This window comes from Pelomonas candidula (assembly GCF_043555985.1).
GTDB classification, from domain to species: domain Bacteria; phylum Pseudomonadota; class Gammaproteobacteria; order Burkholderiales; family Burkholderiaceae_C; genus Pelomonas; species Pelomonas candidula.
This window is the reverse complement of sequence record NZ_JBIGIC010000002.1, coordinates 256,393-272,926: the sequence shown is the minus strand read 5'-3', so window position 1 is coordinate 272,926 and position 16,534 is coordinate 256,393. Positions and strand designations below refer to the sequence as shown.

The following is a 16,534-nucleotide window of genomic DNA, read 5'->3' as shown; positions in this document are numbered from 1 at the left end:
GTGAATGTCTCCATCGCCCTGGCGCCACAAGCGTCGGGGGCGTTTTTTTTTCTGGTCAGTCGTCCAGGCCGGGGAAGCGACGGCTGGGGAACACCATGCTCTGTGAGGTGCGCAGCACCCGCCCATCCTTGAAGTGGACGTTGAATCGCATGCCGTAGCCGATCTGGTCGGGCTCGATGGTCCAGTCCCAGACGTCCTCTCCGCTCAGCTGGAACAGCACGCGGCTTCGTTCGGTGCCGAGGATGCGGCTGACCTGCTCCGGCGTCATGCCGGGCTCGATGCGGGCGCGGCTGGCGGGTGACAGGCCGTCCTCGATGCCCACCAGCCGGCCATCGGCGGCCAGTCGGATCATGTAGCAGTGCCGGCCCATCGGCTGGCTCGAATACTCCAGCGTGCGACCACCGTCGGCTTCGGGCCAGATGCGGCGAGGCTGGCCGTAGAAGGCCATGACGTCCTCGCTGCGGCTGACCCCGGGCTGCAGTCGCGCATCGCGGTCGGGCGCCGTCACGCAGCCGGCCAGCAGCAGGCTGCAAATTGCGATGGAGGAGGCGAGGGCGGTGATACGCATGGTGTTGTCAGCGGCGGGCGAGGGCCTTCGCGCAGTCGGTGACGAGACCCGGCCCCTTGTAGATGAGTCCGGTATAGACCTGCACAAGGTCGGCGCCGGCATCGATCTTGGCGCGCGCGTCGGCGCCGCTGAGCACGCCGCCCACGCCGATGATGGGGTAGCCGGCTGGCAGCGCTGCGCGCAGCAGGCGGATGACGCGGTTGCTGGCCTCGAACACCGGCGCGCCGGACAGGCCGCCAGCCTCGTTCGCATGGGCAAGACCCTGTACCTTGTCGCGGGCGATGGTGGTGTTCGTCGCGATGACGCCGTCGATGCCGTTGGCCTTCAGCGTCTGCGCGATGACAGCAACCTGGTCTTCCTCCAGGTCCGGGGCGATCTTGACGAACATCGGCACCTTGCGGCCACTTTGGCTTTCCAGCCGCAGCTTGCGTTCCTGCAGGCGGGACAGCAATGCATCCAGCGCCTCGTCGCTCTGCAGCGCGCGCAGGTTTTTCGTGTTGGGGCTGGAGATGTTGACGGTGATGTAGTCCGCGTGCGGGAACACGCCTTCCAGCCCGAGCAGGTAGTCGTCGGCCGCGTTCTCGATCGGCGTTGCGGCGTTCTTGCCGATGTTCAGGCCCAGGATGCCGCCGGCCTTGCGGAAGCTGTGCGCGCGCTGCACGTTGGCGACGAAGCTCTGCAGGCCCTCGTTGTTGAAGCCCAGCCGGTTGATCAGCGCGTTGGCCTCGGGCAGGCGGAACATGCGCGGCTTGTCGTTGCCGGGCTGGCCCTTGGGCGTGACCGTGCCCACCTCGATGAAGCCGAAGCCCATCGCCCCCAGGCCATCGATGCAGCGTCCGTTCTTGTCCAGGCCGGCAGCCAGGCCGATGCGGTTGGGAAAGCGCAGGCCGGCAATCGTCACCGGGTCGCTGATGCGCTCACCGCACCACAGCGCCTGCGCGGGCGTGTTCTGCAGCTTGGCAATGCTGTTCAGCGTCAGTTCGTGGGCTTGCTCGGCGTCCAGGCCGAAGAGGAAGGGGCGGGCGAGGGCGTAGGGGATCAGCGGCATAGTCCGCGATTCTCTCAGCCGTGCGGCCATTGCTTCGCCCAGCCCTGCGGCGTCAGTGCCGGCGATGCCGGCCGTGTGGAGTGCGGTAGCCTCGCGGCCGCGGAAGATTCAAACATTCAAGGAGGTCGCCATGAGTTACGACTACAGCTCGGCTGGAACGACGCTGGAGTTGCCCAACCCCTACAAGGTCCAGAACGCGCTGCTGTTCGTGTGCAGCGCGGTTCTCGTCGCGGGGGGCTTGTTTGCACTGACGGCGGCGCGGCAGAGCCTGGCGCCCGTGCCTCTGGCGATTGGTATCGCCCTGCTGTTCGCCGGCGTGCTGGCGGCGGGTGTGGCGGCCAAGCGCTTGCGCTTCTTCTTCGGCCGCGGGCGCCCGCATTCGCTGGCACCCGAGATCCCTCCGACCGCGACGGGCAACTCGCCCGCGGCCGACTGGATCAAGCGCCTGCTCCGCGAGGGCGCGCTGCCCTACCCGGAGCCCTCGGGTGCCGTGGACGGCGTGCTCTATCACTGGGTGCCGCAACTCATCACGGCGCCGCTGTCGGTGCAGCAGCAGGCGCGTAGCGCCTTCTTCAATGTCTGCGCGATGGTCGCGGCCTCGCTGAGCTTCGTGCTGGCCTGGGGTGTGTTCGGTGCCGAGGCGAGCCGGCCGCTGCTGTCGGCCGCCTATTTCGTGTTCGGGCTGCTTTTCCTGTTGCGGCCGTTCCTGGGCGGTGGCCGCGCTGGCTTCAGCACCAAGACGCTGGTGGCGCTGATCGCTGCCGCCGTGGTGGGGCCTGCAGTGGTGAGCATGGCCGGCAAGGGCCTGCCGGTGCTGCCGTTCTCGCTCGCCCCGCAGACCTTCATGCTGCTGGTTTCGGGCACGCTCGCCGCCGGGCTGCTGCTGCTGGCTGCTTTGCAGCAGGTTTCGTCCCCACCTCCGACGCAGACCAGCATGGAGCAACTCCGTCTGTCGCTGAATGTGCCGCCCAGCCTGTTGCTGGATGAACTGGAGCGGCGCATGCAGGAACAGTGGACGGAGCGCATCCCCAACCGCCGCTATGCGCGCGCCACGCCGGTCATCCAGCCGGAGCTGCATGCCGGTCCGTTCAACGGCGAGCTGCTGGAGGAGTCCCAGCCCATTCCCATTCCCCGCACGGTGCCGGCTTCCATCGGGCAGGCACTGGGCTCAACGCGCCACCGTTTCCTGGCGGGGCTGGATCTCTACGCCACGTTGCTGACGGTGGTGGCCACCGTCTGCGCCTGCCTGTTCACGCAGCGGATGCTGGCGCAGGACGGCCAGGCGCTGCCGCTGCATCTGTTCGGCGCCTCGTCGATCTTCCTGGTCGTGGCGGGCTTCTGCTTCCGTTCGTCGGCCCAACTGTGGGGGCGTTTCGACTTCCAGTCGGTGCTGGTCTGGGTCGAGATGGACGGCACCTACCAGACAGCCAGCGTGGGCACGGGCAACCAGCTCACGGCCAAGGTGCACACCAGCAACCAGATCGTGCGCACCGAGGCCATGACACTGCGCGTCTGGCGTGCGCGTGTCGAGTCGGTCGTGTTCGGCAAGGATGGCCGGCGCCAGATCACCGCCATGTTCTCCACCGACGCCGAGGCGCGGGAGCTGGGTCAGCATCTCAGCGATTTCGGCCGTGCCCGTGCCAGCCTGGTGGCCCCGGACAGTGCCGAGGACATGAGCCGCATCGCTGCACTGGCGCATGCCGAGCGTGCGCTGACGGCAGCCGTCGGGGCGCCTGCGCTGCCGGGCGAGGCGGCCGCGCTGTTGGGCGCACCAGCCGCAGTGGCGGCAGGGGAGTCGCCCAAGCAGCTGTTTTGCCGCCAATGCGGTGCCAGGAATCTGCCGGATGCGCGCTTCTGCCAGGGCTGCGGCGAGCGGATGACGGCTGCCTGATCAGAGGTCGTCGCGGTCCCATGGCGGCACGTCGCCCGTCTTCTCCAGCATGAAGTCGATCAGCGCGCGCACCTTGGGTGCCTGGTGGCGGTTGGGCAGGTAGACGGCGAAGAGCGTGTCGGCGTCGGCCAGGCCTCCCACTGGCTGCCAGCCGGGCAGCACCGCCTTCAGCCGGCCGGCGCGCAGGTCGGCGCCGATGGCGTAGGTCGGCAGCACCGCCAAGCCCATGCCGGCCAGCGCTGCCACGCGCAGGCTCTCGCTGCTGTTGGCCGTCAACCCGCTCTCGAAGCGCAACACGCCGCGGGTCTCTACCTCGGCGTCGCCGTGTTCTGCATGCCGGAAGCGCCAGCGGTCGGGCGATTGCAGGTAGCCGAAGCGCAGGCAGCGGTGGCCGGCGATGTCCTGAACAGACTGTGGCTCACCGTGCGCAGCGAGGTAGGCCGGCGAGGCGCACAGCACGAAGCGGATGGCCGCCAGCCGCCGGGCGACCAGCCCGTCCGACGGCTTGCTCGTCAGCCGCAGCACGACGTCGAAGCCTTCCTCGGCAAGGTCCACGTAGCGGTCGTTCAATCCCAGCACGACGTCGATCTGCGGATGCCGCGCGCAGAACTCGGCCATCAGTGCCGTGAACTGCAGGTTGCCGAAGGCCGTGGACACCGACAGTCGCAGCACGCCGCGCGGCTCGTCGCGGCGGCCGGCGAGCTCGGTCTCCAGCGCGAGCGATTCGTCCAGCAGCCGCAACGCACGCTCGTAGACGGCGCGGCCCTCAGCGGTGGGGCTGACGTTGCGCGTCGTGCGGTGCAGCAGCCGCGTGCCGAGCTGGTCTTCCAGCCGCACGACCTGCTTGCTGACGGCCGACTTGGTCGTGCCCAGCAGCCGCGCGGCGCCGGAGAAGCCGCGCGCGTCGACGACGCGGGCGAAGGCTTGCAGGTCTTCAAGGCGGCCCATTGTGTTGTGCTCAGTTTGGAAACTCTGAATCAACTTTTCGCTGGATTGTGTCCTGATTAGTTGATTTCTAGAGTCGAGCCCCTCGCTTCCAAGGAGCCGCCATGTCCACCACCAGCTTGTCGCCTTGCATCGCCCGGCCGTTGCGGCCCCGTCGTGTCGACCCACTGCTGCGCGCCGCCGCCGGGTCCAGCCTGCCGCTGCTGTTCATCCTGCTGTGGAGCAGCGGCTACGTGGCGGGAAAGCTCGCGCTGCCGCACACCGGGCCATTGACGCTGCTGACGCTGCGCTTCGGCCTCGCCGCCGTCGTGCTGCTGGCAGTGGCTGCGGCCACCGGCGCGCCCTGGCCGAGAAGCGCGCGAGGCTGGGCGCATCTGGCCGTCGTGGGGCTGCTGATGCAGGTGCTGCATTTCTCCTGCATCTACTTCGCGCTGCGGTCCGGCTTGAGCGCCGGCGTGGCCGGCCTGCTGATCGGCCTGATGCCGCTGGCGACGGCGCTGGGTGCGCACCTGTGGCTGGCCGAGCGGCTCGATGGCCGGCAGTGGCTGGCGCTGCTGGGCGGGCTCGCAGGCGTCGCGCTGGTCATCGCCGACAAGCCGCTGGGCGGCGCGTGGACGGCCTACGCCGTCGCCGGCCTCGGCCTGCTCGGGCTGGTGGCCGGCACGCTGTACCAGAAGCGCTTCTGCGCCAACATGGACCTGCGCAGCGGCGCCGGCGTGCAGATGGCCGTGTCGGCGCTGGCCGTGGCCGCGTTCGCCGGGCCGTTGGAGGGGTTTGCCGTCGACTGGACGCCCGAGCTGGTCGGTGCCTGGCTTTGGCTGGGCCTCGTCAACTCCATCGGCGCTTTCAGCCTGATGTTTCTCATGATCCGGCGCGGCCAGGCCGGGCAGGTGGCACGGCTCTTCTTCCTCATTCCGGGCGTGTCGGCGCTGATGGGCTTCGTGCTGCTGGGCGAGCGGCTGGCGCCGCTGGCGATGGCCGGTTTTGCGCTCTCTGCGCTGGCCGTGTGCGCAGCGGCCGCCAAGCGGTGAGAATCACGGGCTTGCTTGGAGCCCTGCGATGAAACCTTTGGACGATCCTCAACACGACCGCGAAGCGGGCTCCCGCGACGAGACGCGCGACACGACGCGCACCGACGACACCCGCATCGGCGCCGTGCGCGCGCTGATCAGCCCGGCGCTGCTGCTGGAAGAGCTGCCCATCCCCGACGCGACGCTGTCGCTCGTCGAGAAGGCGCGCCAGGAGATCAGCGACGTGCTGCACGGCCGCGACGACCGCCTGCTCGTCATCGTCGGCCCGTGTTCCATCCACGACCATGACCAGGCGATGGACTACGCCCGTCTGCTCAAGGTCGCGCGCGATGAGCTGAGCAAGGACCTGCTGGTCGTCATGCGAGTCTATTTTGAGAAGCCGCGCACGACGGTGGGCTGGAAGGGCTACATCAACGACCCGCGCCTGGACGGTAGCTTCCACATGAACGAGGGCCTGCGCCTGGCGCGGCAACTGCTGCTGGACATCAACGGCCTGGGCCTGCCGGCGGGCACCGAGTTCCTGGACCTGCTGTCGCCGCAGTACATCTCCGACCTGATCGCCTGGGGTGCCATCGGCGCGCGCACGACCGAGAGCCAGAGCCACCGCCAACTGGCCTCGGGCCTGAGCTGCCCGGTCGGCTTCAAGAACGGCACCGACGGCGGCATCAAGGTCGCCAGCGACGCTGTGCTGGCCGCCAGCAGCGCCCACGCCTTCATGGGCATGACCAAGATGGGCACGGCCGCCATCTTCGAGACGCGCGGCAACTCGGACTGCCACGTCATCCTGCGCGGCGGCAAGGCGCCCAACTACGACGCGGCCTCGGTCAACGCCGCCTGCGACGCGCTGAAGACCTCCGGCCTGCGCGAGCAGGTCATGATCGACTTCTCGCACGCCAACTCCAGCAAGAAGTACGAGCGCCAGGTCGATGTCGGCCGCGACGTCGCCGGCCAGATCGCCGGCGGTGACGCGCGCATCACCGGCGTCATGATCGAGAGCCACCTGCAGCCGGGCAGGCAAGACCTGGCCGAAGGTCAGACCAGGGCCGACCTCAAGCCGGGCGTGTCGATCACTGACGCCTGCCTGGGCTGGGCGCAGACTGAGCCGTTGCTGCGCGAACTGGCTGCCGCCGTGCAGAAGCGCCGCGGCTGACGCGGCCAGGCGCCGCCCGCGCCTGCAGAAACGCCCTGAACACCCCGCCACGGCGGGGTGTTTTGCATTCGGCGTGGCCATCGCATGTCCCCTCAATCAGGCGGACAGCCCCGGAGCAAGGGGACTCCACATTGACAGGTCCAGGCCAAGGCCATATGGTCGCCGTCGCCATTGAAAGCGCTTTCAGAAAGCGCTTTCAATTTGTGCTGACAGGCGGCAGGCATCGCAGTTCGTCGTCGCCTCGTTCGGGATCAAACCCTCGATGAAAACCATGGAGACGACATGCTGAAACTGAAGACCGGGGCGGCGCTTGCCGCTGCCCTCCTGCTTGCCGGCACGGCCGGCGCCGCCACCACCGATGGCGTCGCCAACGGCGGCTTCGAGTCCGTCGACGCCGGCAGCCACCTGCCAACCGGCTGGGTCGTGGGCGATTCCTCGCCCGCCACGCTGTCCAGCGATGCCCACTCGGGCGCGTATTCCGTGTTGCTGAGCGCACCCGGCGGCTTCGGGGGCTCATCGCTGCTGCAGAACTCCGTGGCCAACGGCGGCCTGCCGGCGTTGACGGCCGCGAACCTGGGCGATACGCCGCTGCTGAGCTTCTGGACCAAGGGCGACGCCAGTACCACCGGCAACGCCAAGTTCGCACTGAGCTACATGGGCGCCGGCGGTGCCGTGCTGTACGACAGTGGCCTGCAGTTCTTCCAGAACAACATCAACAGCAGCGGCTGGACGCAGATCAGCTTCCAGGGGGCCGCGATCCCGGCCGGCACCCAGGCGGTCTACCTGCTGTTCAACACCGCCGTCGGCCCGCTGCTCGATGGCCGCCCCAACGCCGTCTACATCGACGACGTGCAACTCACCCTGCACACCGCGGCCGTGCCCGAGCCGTCGAGCTACGCGCTGCTGCTGGCCGGCCTCGGCGCCGTGGGTGCCATCGTCCGCCGCCGCGCCTGACCTCCAAGGAGACATCCCATGACATTCCAAGCTCACACGCTCTCCAAGACCACCGCCGCGCTGCTGCTGTGCGGCCTGGCCGCGCATGCCAGCGCCACAGGCGCCGTCGTGCTCGACACCTTTGGCCCCGGCGACACGGCGGACCAATGGGCCTCGGACCTGTACCGGGCCGGCTCGGATCACCAGGACATCGCGCTGTCGTTCACGCTCGGCAGCGCCGGGTCGATCCAGTCCATCCTGACCTCCATCGAAGGCTTCGGCCTGCCCGGCGGCGTCACACTGGGCATCATGGCCAAACAGGGTGCCCTGCCGTCCGGCAGCACCTTCCTCTACAGCGCCCACCTCGACAGCCCCACCGCCAACACGCTGCTGTCGCCCACCGGCTGGACGCTGGCCGCCGGCAGCTACTGGCTCACCGCCACGCCCGACGACGGCTTCAGCGGCATCTGGCAGAGCGGCACGAACACGCCCGGCACGGCCTGGGCCTACGGCAGCGCCTCGGGCTGGCAGCCCGTGGCGAGCTCGCTCATCGGCCCCGCCGCCGCACGCATCACCGTAGCCGCGGCCGTGCCCGAGCCGGCTACCTACGGCCTGATGCTGGCCGGCGGCCTGCTCGTCGCCGTGGCCGCGCGCCGCAAATCCAACACCCGCCAGCAAGGATGAATGCCATGAACCGTCAACACATCGTTCGCGCCCTCGCCGGTGCCGCGCTGGCGGTTGCCAGCATCGCCGCCTCCGCCAGCGTCACCAGCCCCGTCATCGGCAAGCTGCTCTGGTCCGAGGAGTTCAATGGCGCCAGTCTGGATGGCAGCGTCTGGAACAGCTACAACGGCAACGGCTGCCAGATCGGCCTGTGCGGTTACGGCAACCAGGAGCTGGAGTACTACAGCCCCAACAACCTCAGCATCGTCAACGTGCCCTTCGAGCCCGGCACGCGAGCGCTGGCCATCGCGGCCCGGCGCGAGACCGTCGGCAGCAATGTCTTCACCTCCGGCAAGATCGATTCCGCCGGCAAGGTGCAGGTCAAGTACGGGATGATCGAAATCCGCATGGCCACGCCCTCGGTCGGCGTGGGCCTGTGGCCAGCAGCCTGGATGCTGGGCACCAGCCTGCAGCCCTGGCCACGCAAGGGCGAGATCGACATCATGGAGCAGGGCGGCCGCCAGCCCGCCGGTGTGCCGGCCGTGTCGCCGGACCGCTTCGTCGGCTCCAACGTCATCACCTATGCCGATGCGGCCTGTGTGCCGGGCAATGAGAGCTGTGCAGCCTCGACCGCGTGGCAGACCAAGAACTGGGTCACTCCCGCCCGTTCGCTGGCCAACCGTTTCGTGATCTATCGCCTGTACTGGACGGACACGCAGATGCGCTTCACGTTGGTGGACGGCGCCAAGGAAACCGACATGTACAACGCCCCGCTGGCCGTCAATTCGACCGCCTTGCAGGCGCCGTTCTACCTGCTGATGAACATGGCCGTGGGCGGCAACTTCACGAACGCCGCCACGCCCGACCAGGTCACCGCGCCGCTGCCGGCCACGATGTATGTGGACTACGTGCGTGTCTACCAGCTGGACGGCCTGGGTGAGGTGAAGTTGGGAGTGGGCATCTCGCCCGAGGTCGGCAAGTTCGGCGTGTTCACCGACACCACGCCTGTGGACAACGGCCAGGCGCTCGGCACGTCGGCGGACTTCTACATCTGGAACACCGGCTCCATGGGTGGCGGCAACATCCCGCCGTACGAGGGCTCCAACGTGCTGGCCCTGAACTATTTCGCCCCTGGCCAGTGGTTCGGCGGTGCCGTCGCGTCCCGCCAGGCGCATGACATGAGCGGTTTCCGCAACGGCAACATCAAGCTCAAGATCAAGGCGCCCGCCAATGTCGCGTTCAAGATCGGCATCCTGGACAACTACACCAACCACAGCTGGGTGACCTTCCCCGCCAACACCACCGCCTACGGCCTGGTGCGCAATGGCGAGTGGGGCACGGCGACGATCCCCGTGGCCGAGATCGCGGGGCCGCTCGTCGCCCTGCAGTCCATGAACTCGCTGTTCGAGTTCCTCAGCGTGGACGGCGCCAACCCGACGGCGCCGTTCCAGATGGCCTTCGACGACATCGTCTGGGACTCCGGCAGTGCCAGCACGCCGCAGGTGGCCGTCAAGGCGCTGGCCGCCACGACGACCACCAGCAGCACCGGTGCGTCCGGCGCCACGCAGACCGGCACCAGCACGCTGCAGTTCTCCGCGACGGCCTCGGGCTGGGTGGATGTGCACTACCGCGTCAATGGCGGCGATCTGCAGAGTGTGCGCATGCGCCAGGACGGCACGACCAGCCGCTACACGGCCGGCGGCCTGAAGGCGGGTGACGTCGTCGAGTACCGCTTCACGGCCTGGGACACGCAGCGCCAGGTGGCGACCGACTCGGCGGCCAAGACCGTCGTCATCAGGTAGCCGACAGAGCGGATCGGGCGGGGTGCCCGCCCGATCCGCGAAAATCGGTGCCATGAACCAAGACCAGCTCAAACAACTCGTCGGCCGCGCCGCGGTCGACTACGTCACCCCGGGCCAGATCGTCGGCGTCGGCACCGGCTCCACGGTGGACTGCTTCATCGACGCGCTGGCCGCCAGCGGCGTCGCCGTCGCGGGCGCCGTGTCCAGCTCGGAGCGCTCCACGCAGCGGCTGCAGAAGCACGGCATCAAGGTGCTGGACAGCGCCGACGTGACCGGCCTCACTGTCTACATCGACGGCGCCGACGAGATCGACGGCAACGGCTTCATGGTCAAGGGCGGCGGCGCAGCGCTGACGCGCGAGAAGATCGTCGCCGACCTCGCCGAGAAGTTCGTCTGCATTGCCGATGCGTCCAAGCTCGTGCAGACGCTGGGCAAGTTCCCGCTGCCGGTCGAGATCATCCCGATGGCCGCCGCGCAGCTGACACGCCGCTTCGCCAAGCTGGGCGGTGAGGCCAGGCTGCGTGCCGGCGTCGTCACCGACAACGGCGGCCACATCCTCGACGTGACGGGCCTGTCCATCACCGACCCGCTGGCCTTCGAGGCCGAGGTCAGCCAGTGGCCGGGCGTCGTCACCGTGGGCGTGTTTGCGCGCAACAAGGCCCAGGTCTGCCTGCTGGGCGGCGCGGACGGCGTGAAGACGCTGATCTTCTAAGCACACCGCATGTCGCGCCGCCCGTTCGGCTTCGACGCGGTCTCGCACGAACGCCACCACTGGTGGCGTAGCGTGCTGCTGAAGCTGGTGATTGCGGGGCTGATCGTCGCGCCGGTGTGGTGGGTGGTCGGCGGCAGGGCGGGGATGCTGCTGGGGCTGCTCATCGTCATGCGTGCGCTCGGGCAGGCGCTGGCGCCGGACCTGATGGCGCTCGTCGCCACGCTGTGGCGCAGCCTGCGGGCGCTGGCCTTCCGGCCGGTGCAGGGGCGCTTCTACCAGTTCAAGGGCCACCGCATCCGCGTCGAGGACGACGAGTTGCTGCGCCAGCGCTGGCTCGCGCTGGACGACCTCGCCACCGCGCTGGGCTTTCCCATGCCGGCCGTCTCGCTGCGTCGCCGCTGGCCCGACGGGCTGCGTCAGCAGTCGGACGGCGTCTACGTGCTTGACGACGTCGCGCTGGCCTGGCTGGGCGAGCAGCGCGACGACCGTGCCGGCCGCCTGCGGCTGTGGGTTGAGCGCGAGGTCTGGTATCCGGCGCGTGGCCGCAAGGCGAGCTACGCGCAAAAAGGGGCGCCGGCAGGCGCCCCTCCACAGGACTGACGGCGCTGCTCAGTTGCGGCCGACCGCGCTCCAGGCGGCGGCCACCTGGGACGAGTAGTCGGCTCCCAGCGTCGTGGCCAGTTCCTGCGCGGCGGCGATGGTCGCGGCACGCGCCCCGGCGTAGTTGGTGCTGGACGTCATCTTGGTCGTCAGCGCCCGGTACCAGATCTTGGCCGCGGCGTTGCGGCCGATGCCCGCCAGCGTGGCCGAGCCGGTGGCGACGCGCGTGTTGCCGCTGACGCAGGTCGGGCTGGTGCCGTAGCTGCTGTTGGTGCCTTCGGCCAGCAGGAGGAAGAAGTGGTTGGCCACGCCCGAGCTGTAGTGCACGTCCAGGCTGCCGACGCCGGAGTACCAGCAGTCCGACGAGCCGCCGTCGCTGCTGGGCTTGACCATGCTGCGCAGCGCGCCGCCGCCCACCATGATCTTCTCGCCGATCAGGTAGTCGCCCGGGTCGGTCGCGTTCGCGGCGTAGAACTCGACCATCGTGCCGAAGATGTCCGACGTCGCCTCGTTGAGCCCGCCGGACTCGCCCGAGTACGTCAGGTTGGCCGTGCGGCTGGTGACGCCGTGGCTCATCTCGTGGCCGGCCACGTCCAGCGACACCAGGGCCTTGATGCTGGTGCCGTCGCCGTCGCCGTAGGTCATGCAGAAGCAGGAGTCCGACCAGTAGGCGTTGGCGTAGTTGCGGCCGTAGTGCACGCGGTTGTAGGCCCCTTTGCCGTCGTTGGCGATGCCGGTGCGGCCGTGTACGTTCTTGTAGTAGTCCCAGGTCACAGCGGTGCCGTACTGCGCGTCGGTCGCGGCGCTGGCGGTGTCGCTGGTGGTGTTGTTGCCCCAGGTGTTGTCGGTGTCGGTCAGGATGCTGCCGCCACTGGTCCTGTTCTTCAGGTTGATCGTGTAGGTGTTGCCGCGGCTGGGGTCACGCAGCTCGTAGCCGCCACTGATGCTGTTGGTCGTCAGCACGACGTTGCCGCTGTAGAGCGTCCTGCCGGTGCCGTTGGCGGCAGCGGTGTGGATGTCGTCCCAGGCGTCCAGCTGGCGGCCCGTGCTGGCGTCGACGATGACGTGCTTCTCGCTGGGCGTGCCGTCGGCCTGCTCGCCGGAGACGGGCACGTCCCAGGCCAGTGCGGGTGCCTGGTCACGGGCGTAGATGACGAGCTCGGGCTTGCCGACCGTGCCGCCCTCGGTGCGCAGCGTGTTCAGCGTCGCGCGGCTGGCGTTCAGGGTGGGCTTGAGGCTCATGTCGATGCGCCAGCGCAGGTTGTGGTGCATGGCGCGCAGGTTGCCAAAGCGGTCGTTCTGCACGACGAGGTCGCCGCCGATGACGCGCAGGCCGCCCACCGTGCGATCCATGCGGACGTGGCTGCTGCCGTCGTCGTCGACGATGACGTCGCGCACCTGGTAGCTGTGGTTGGCGCCGTCCAGGCTGAGGCCGGGGAACTGGCGCACATGGGCCTCGGCGCGGCTCAACGCAGCTTCGGCGCGAGCAGCGCTCAGCGTCTGTGCCTGGGCCAGCGGGGCTGAAAGCAGCAGGCCCAGCAGCGAGAGGCGAAGGAGGGTGGGGTGCATGGAATCTCCTGTCATGTGGGTGCGGCGGGTCTGCCGCGGAGTGCGCCGGTGCGGCGCAGCCATGACTTTGATCACCCCCTTAGGGTGCTGTACCGGGGGGCATCCCGGGTTGGCGCCGCCGCGCAACAGCGACGGGCCGATCCGTGGCGCCCGGGCCAGGTGCGCCCAGAGGAGGGGAGCCGTGCCTGCCCGAATCAGTGACGGGTCCGCCCCGATTCACAAAGGAAAAAGCCGGGCGTTGCCCGGCTTGGTGAGGTGGCGGCGAGCGCCGTTCAGAAGGTTTCCCAGTCGCCGTCGTCCGTGGTCGCCGGCGCGGTCGCGGGCGCAGGACGCGGCGTGGCAGCGACGGCAGCCGGCGCAGCCTTGGTCTTGACGGCCGCAGGCTTCGCTGCGGTTGCCGCCGGCTTGGGCGCCGCAGCCTTGACGGCGGGCTTGAGCGCCGGTGCGGCGAACTTGGCGGCGGCAGGTGCAGCCGCACGGTGGCTGGCGCCGCCGAGGCGGAACACGCTGATGGATTCGGTCATGCGGCCCGACTGCTCGCGCAGGCTCTCGGCGGCGGCAGCGGATTCCTCCACCAGCGCCGCGTTCTGCTGCGTCATCTGGTCCAGCTGCACGACGGAGGCATTGACCGACGCGATGCCCTCGCTCTGCTCGCGGGCGGCGGCGCTGATCTCGCCAATGATGTCGGTCACGCGCTGCACGCTGGCGACGATCTCGGTCATCGTGGCGCCCGCGGCCTGGACCTGCTCGGTGCCCGAGTCCACGCGCTCGACGCTGGCGCTGATCAGGCTCTTGATCTCCTTGGCCGCCTCGGCGCTGCGCTGGGCCAGCGTGCGGACCTCGCCGGCCACGACGGCAAAGCCGCGGCCCTGTTCGCCCGCGCGGGCGGCTTCCACGGCGGCGTTCAGCGCCAGGATGTTGGTCTGGAAGGCGATGCCGTCGATGGTGCCGATGATGTCGTTGATCTTGCGCGAGCTCTGGCTGATCTGGTCCATCGTCGCGACGACCTGCGACACGGCCTCGCCGCCGCGCTGTGCTACCGAGGCTGCGGAGCTGGCGAGCTGGTTGGCGGTCATGGCGGCATCGGCCGTCTGCTTGACGGTGCCGGTCAGCTCGGCCATCGACGACGCCGCGTTCTGCAGGTTGCTGGCCGTCTGCTCGGTGCGCTGGCTCAGGTCCAGGTTGCCGGTGGCGATCTCGGCGCTGGCGGTGCCGATGCTGTCGGCCGCGCTGCGCATGTCACCCATGATCTTCTGCAGCGAGCGCTGCGTGCCTTCCAGGGCCGTCAGCAGGCGGCCCACGTCGTCGGAGCCGCCGCTGGGGATGTTGTGGGTCAGGTCGAAACGGGCCAGCGCCTCGGCGGCCTCGGTGGCCGCATGCAGGCTGGAGCCCTTGCCGCCGCCGCTCGTGACGAAGCCGTAGAGGCTCGCCAGCCATGTGATCACCAGCGTGGCGATGAGCCAGGTCTTGGCCGAGCCGGCGCCGTCGCCAAGGCCGGAGAGCGCCACGCCGACGCCCACGGTCACCACGCCGAGCACCACGCCCAGCACTACTTTCTGCTGCGAACCGCTGCCAGAACCGAACATGCCGTCGTCTCCATCAAGAATAGAAAGCCGGTCCAGCCGGCAACGCCGCGCAGTGTGCTACCGCACCCACCGGGGTTGAGTGGCGATGGGTGCGCCAAAGCGGCAATAGTTGCGCGAACGCGCGGCTCAGCGGCCGGGCCTGCGCTGCCGGCGCAACGCGAAGCGCAGCGGGTCCACGGCATCCAGCAGCTCAGCCTCCAGTGGCCGCGGCGCGCCCAGCGCCAGCGCGGCGACGAGCTGGCCGGCCAATGCCGCCCACGTGATGCCACGCGACGCGAACGCCGTGCAGACGACCAGGCCGGGCCGGCGCGGCTGCAGGCGCAGTTGGTCCGCCAGCGCGCCGGGGGCGGCCAGGCCGCCGATCAGCGGCAGGCGGTCCGGCGCGACGAGGCGCCAACCGACGCGGCCAGCCAGGGGTGCCTGCGGCGGCGTGGCCAGGCCGGCGAGGCGGGCGTAGCGCGTCAGGTTCTCGGTCTGGTCGGCGTCGCGCAACGCGGGGTCGAGGTCGCCGTCCTGAACCGTGGCGCCGCACCAGGCGCCGCCGCGGCCATCGGCAATCGCGTAGCCGTCGCCGGCCACCGGCAGGCCCGGCTGCCAGGGGGCGTCGGCCAGGTGCGTGAGCTGGCCGCGCTGAACGACGAGGCCCTGGGCCCATTCACCCAGGTCACCCAGCAGCGACAGCTGGCCGTGGCCGCCGGCCAGCACGACGAGCCGGGCTTGCTCGATGAGCTGGCCGTTCGCATCCAGCAACTGCCAGCCGCCATCGGCTTCGCGCAGCGCGGCGACGGGTGTGCTCAGCCGCAGCTGCGCGCCGCTCGCGGCGAGCATGGCGCGCGTGTAGGCGGCCGGGTCGACGGCGCCACCGCCGGGATAGAGCCAGGCCGGGTGCGCGAAGCCCGTGCCGGCCTGCGCCGAGGCCTCATCGGCCGACAGGGCCTGGACATAGCCCGGCGCCTCCAGCATCTGCTCAACGGCCAGCCGCGTCTCCAGCCGCAGCAGGCCGGGCTGATGCGCGACGCCCAACTCCGCCAGCAGGCTTTGCGTGGCCAGCGCCGCGGCGCGGTTGAAGCGGGCGTGCGGGCCGTCGTCCGGGTTGACCGTGCCGTGGAACAGGCCGGCCGGGTTGCCCGAGCTGGCCTGTGCCGGGCCCGGCAGCGCGTCGACGACCGTGCAGGCCACGCCGACGCGGGACAGCGCCAGCGCGCAGGCCGCCCCGGCCAGGCCCGCGCCGACGATGACGGCGCGTTTCGCGCCCGGCGCCAGCGGCTCGCGGCCGGCGGGCCGCTGTGGCACGTGGCGCGGCGCGAAGCGGGCGACCGTCATCTCCGGCTTGTTGGCAAAACCCGGTGCCAGCTCGACGTCGAAGCCCAGCGACGCCAGCGTGCGGCGCATCGGGCGGTTGATGCTCCACGTCGCGACGGTCGTGCCGGGCACCGCGTGGCGGGCCAGGCTTTTCAGCAGCCAGTCGTCCCACAGCTCGGGGTTGAGCTTGGGCGAGAAGCCGTCGAGGTAGATCGCATCCGCGTCCAGCACCAGTTCGCGCGACAGCGTGCGCGCATCCCCCAGGCCCAGCAGCAGCTCGACCCGGCCACCGTCGAAGCCCAGCGTGTGCAGGCCGGCCGTCAGCGGCGGCCAGCGCTCGACGAGCTGGGCGGCCAGTTCCGGCAACGGGCTGGCCGCGTGTGCGCGGGCCAGGTCGTCGCGGCGCAGCGGGTGCTTCTCGACGCTGACGAACACGAGCCGCCCGCAGCGTGCCGGGTCTTGCCGCCAGGCGTCCCAGGTCGCGAGGAAGTTGTTGCCCAGGCCGAAGCCTGTCTCCAGCACGACGAAGCGCTCGCGCCCCTGCCAGCGGCCGGGCAGGCCGTTGCCGGCGACGAAGACGTGGCGTGCCTGTGCCAGCGCGCCGGCGCGCGAGTGGTAGACGTCGCCGAAGGCGGGCGAGGCCGGTGCGGCGGGGTCGGAGAAATCGACGTCGGCCGGGAGGATGCTGGGAGACTTCAAGAGGCGGTCGTGGAAGGCGCGGTGACAGCGCCGGA

General features: G+C 69.8%; 14 protein-coding genes. 8 read left to right on the top strand and 6 right to left on the bottom strand.

The annotated features are described in order from the left end of the window. Window positions 1-55: 55 nt before the first annotated feature. Window positions 56-568 (bottom strand): outer membrane protein assembly factor BamE, encoded by a 513-nt coding sequence (locus tag ACG04R_RS04775; RefSeq protein ID WP_394406802.1) that lies wholly within the window; start codon window positions 566-568, stop codon window positions 56-58. A 7-nt stretch (window positions 569-575) separates the two neighbouring features. Further along, complete coding sequence (locus tag ACG04R_RS04770) at window positions 576-1,616, bottom strand: quinone-dependent dihydroorotate dehydrogenase (RefSeq protein ID WP_394406801.1); 1,041 nt, start codon at window positions 1,614-1,616, stop codon at window positions 576-578. 130 nt (window positions 1,617-1,746) lie between these two features. Here ACG04R_RS04770 and ACG04R_RS04765 point away from each other — a divergent pair, with 130 nt between their 5' ends. Further along, the gene (locus ACG04R_RS04765) at window positions 1,747-3,507 is read left to right on the top strand and encodes a zinc ribbon domain-containing protein (protein ID WP_394406800.1); all 1,761 of its coding nucleotides are present in this window, start codon (window positions 1,747-1,749) and stop codon (window positions 3,505-3,507) included. Here the strand turns inward: ACG04R_RS04765 and ACG04R_RS04760 are convergent, their stop codons facing one another. Continuing rightward, window positions 3,508-4,455 (bottom strand): LysR family transcriptional regulator, encoded by a 948-nt coding sequence (locus tag ACG04R_RS04760; protein WP_394406798.1) that lies wholly within the window; start codon window positions 4,453-4,455, stop codon window positions 3,508-3,510. A 101-nt stretch (window positions 4,456-4,556) separates the two neighbouring features. Between ACG04R_RS04760 and ACG04R_RS04755 the strand changes: the two genes are divergently transcribed. The 7 genes from ACG04R_RS04755 to ACG04R_RS04725 all read left to right on the top strand — a co-directional run bounded on the left by ACG04R_RS04755 (window position 4,557) and on the right by ACG04R_RS04725 (window position 11,343). Beyond that, window positions 4,557-5,483 (top strand): DMT family transporter, encoded by a 927-nt coding sequence (locus ACG04R_RS04755; protein WP_394406796.1) that lies wholly within the window; start codon window positions 4,557-4,559, stop codon window positions 5,481-5,483. A gap of 28 nt (window positions 5,484-5,511) precedes the next feature. Further along, entirely contained in the window at window positions 5,512-6,633 is a 1,122-nt protein-coding gene (locus tag ACG04R_RS04750; protein ID WP_394406794.1) for a 3-deoxy-7-phosphoheptulonate synthase, read from the top strand. Window positions 6,634-6,915: 282 nt separating this feature from the next. Beyond that, window positions 6,916-7,587, top strand: a complete 672-nt coding sequence (locus tag ACG04R_RS04745) for a PEP-CTERM sorting domain-containing protein (protein ID WP_394406791.1) — start codon at window positions 6,916-6,918, stop codon at window positions 7,585-7,587. A gap of 18 nt (window positions 7,588-7,605) precedes the next feature. Then, on the top strand, window positions 7,606-8,250 hold the full coding sequence (locus ACG04R_RS04740; RefSeq protein ID WP_394406789.1) for a PEP-CTERM sorting domain-containing protein: 645 nt from the start codon (window positions 7,606-7,608) through the stop codon (window positions 8,248-8,250). A gap of 5 nt (window positions 8,251-8,255) precedes the next feature. Further along, complete coding sequence (locus tag ACG04R_RS04735) at window positions 8,256-10,031, top strand: glycoside hydrolase family 16 protein (RefSeq protein WP_394406787.1); 1,776 nt, start codon at window positions 8,256-8,258, stop codon at window positions 10,029-10,031. 52 nt (window positions 10,032-10,083) lie between these two features. Continuing rightward, a complete protein-coding gene (gene rpiA / locus ACG04R_RS04730; RefSeq protein ID WP_394406786.1) occupies window positions 10,084-10,743 on the top strand; it encodes a ribose-5-phosphate isomerase RpiA in 660 nt (219 codons plus the stop codon). 9 nt (window positions 10,744-10,752) lie between these two features. Further along, window positions 10,753-11,343, top strand: a complete 591-nt coding sequence (locus ACG04R_RS04725; RefSeq protein ID WP_394406784.1) for a hypothetical protein — start codon at window positions 10,753-10,755, stop codon at window positions 11,341-11,343. A 9-nt stretch (window positions 11,344-11,352) separates the two neighbouring features. On the opposite strand, the gene ACG04R_RS04720 is transcribed toward ACG04R_RS04725, so the two are convergent. From ACG04R_RS04720 to mnmC, 3 genes are all read right to left on the bottom strand, one after another. Further along, window positions 11,353-12,912, bottom strand: a complete 1,560-nt coding sequence (locus tag ACG04R_RS04720) for a M4 family metallopeptidase (protein ID WP_394406782.1) — start codon at window positions 12,910-12,912, stop codon at window positions 11,353-11,355. Window positions 12,913-13,184: 272 nt separating this feature from the next. Then, window positions 13,185-14,498, bottom strand: coding sequence for a methyl-accepting chemotaxis protein (locus ACG04R_RS04715; protein ID WP_394406780.1), 1,314 nt, complete (start codon window positions 14,496-14,498; stop codon window positions 13,185-13,187). Window positions 14,499-14,624: 126 nt separating this feature from the next. Continuing rightward, window positions 14,625-16,499: a bifunctional tRNA (5-methylaminomethyl-2-thiouridine)(34)-methyltransferase MnmC2/FAD-dependent 5-carboxymethylaminomethyl-2-thiouridine(34) oxidoreductase MnmC1 gene (mnmC, locus tag ACG04R_RS04710; RefSeq protein WP_394406779.1), complete on the bottom strand. Its 1,875-nt coding sequence runs from the start codon at window positions 16,497-16,499 to the stop codon at window positions 14,625-14,627. Between the last annotated feature and the right edge of the window lie 35 nt (window positions 16,500-16,534).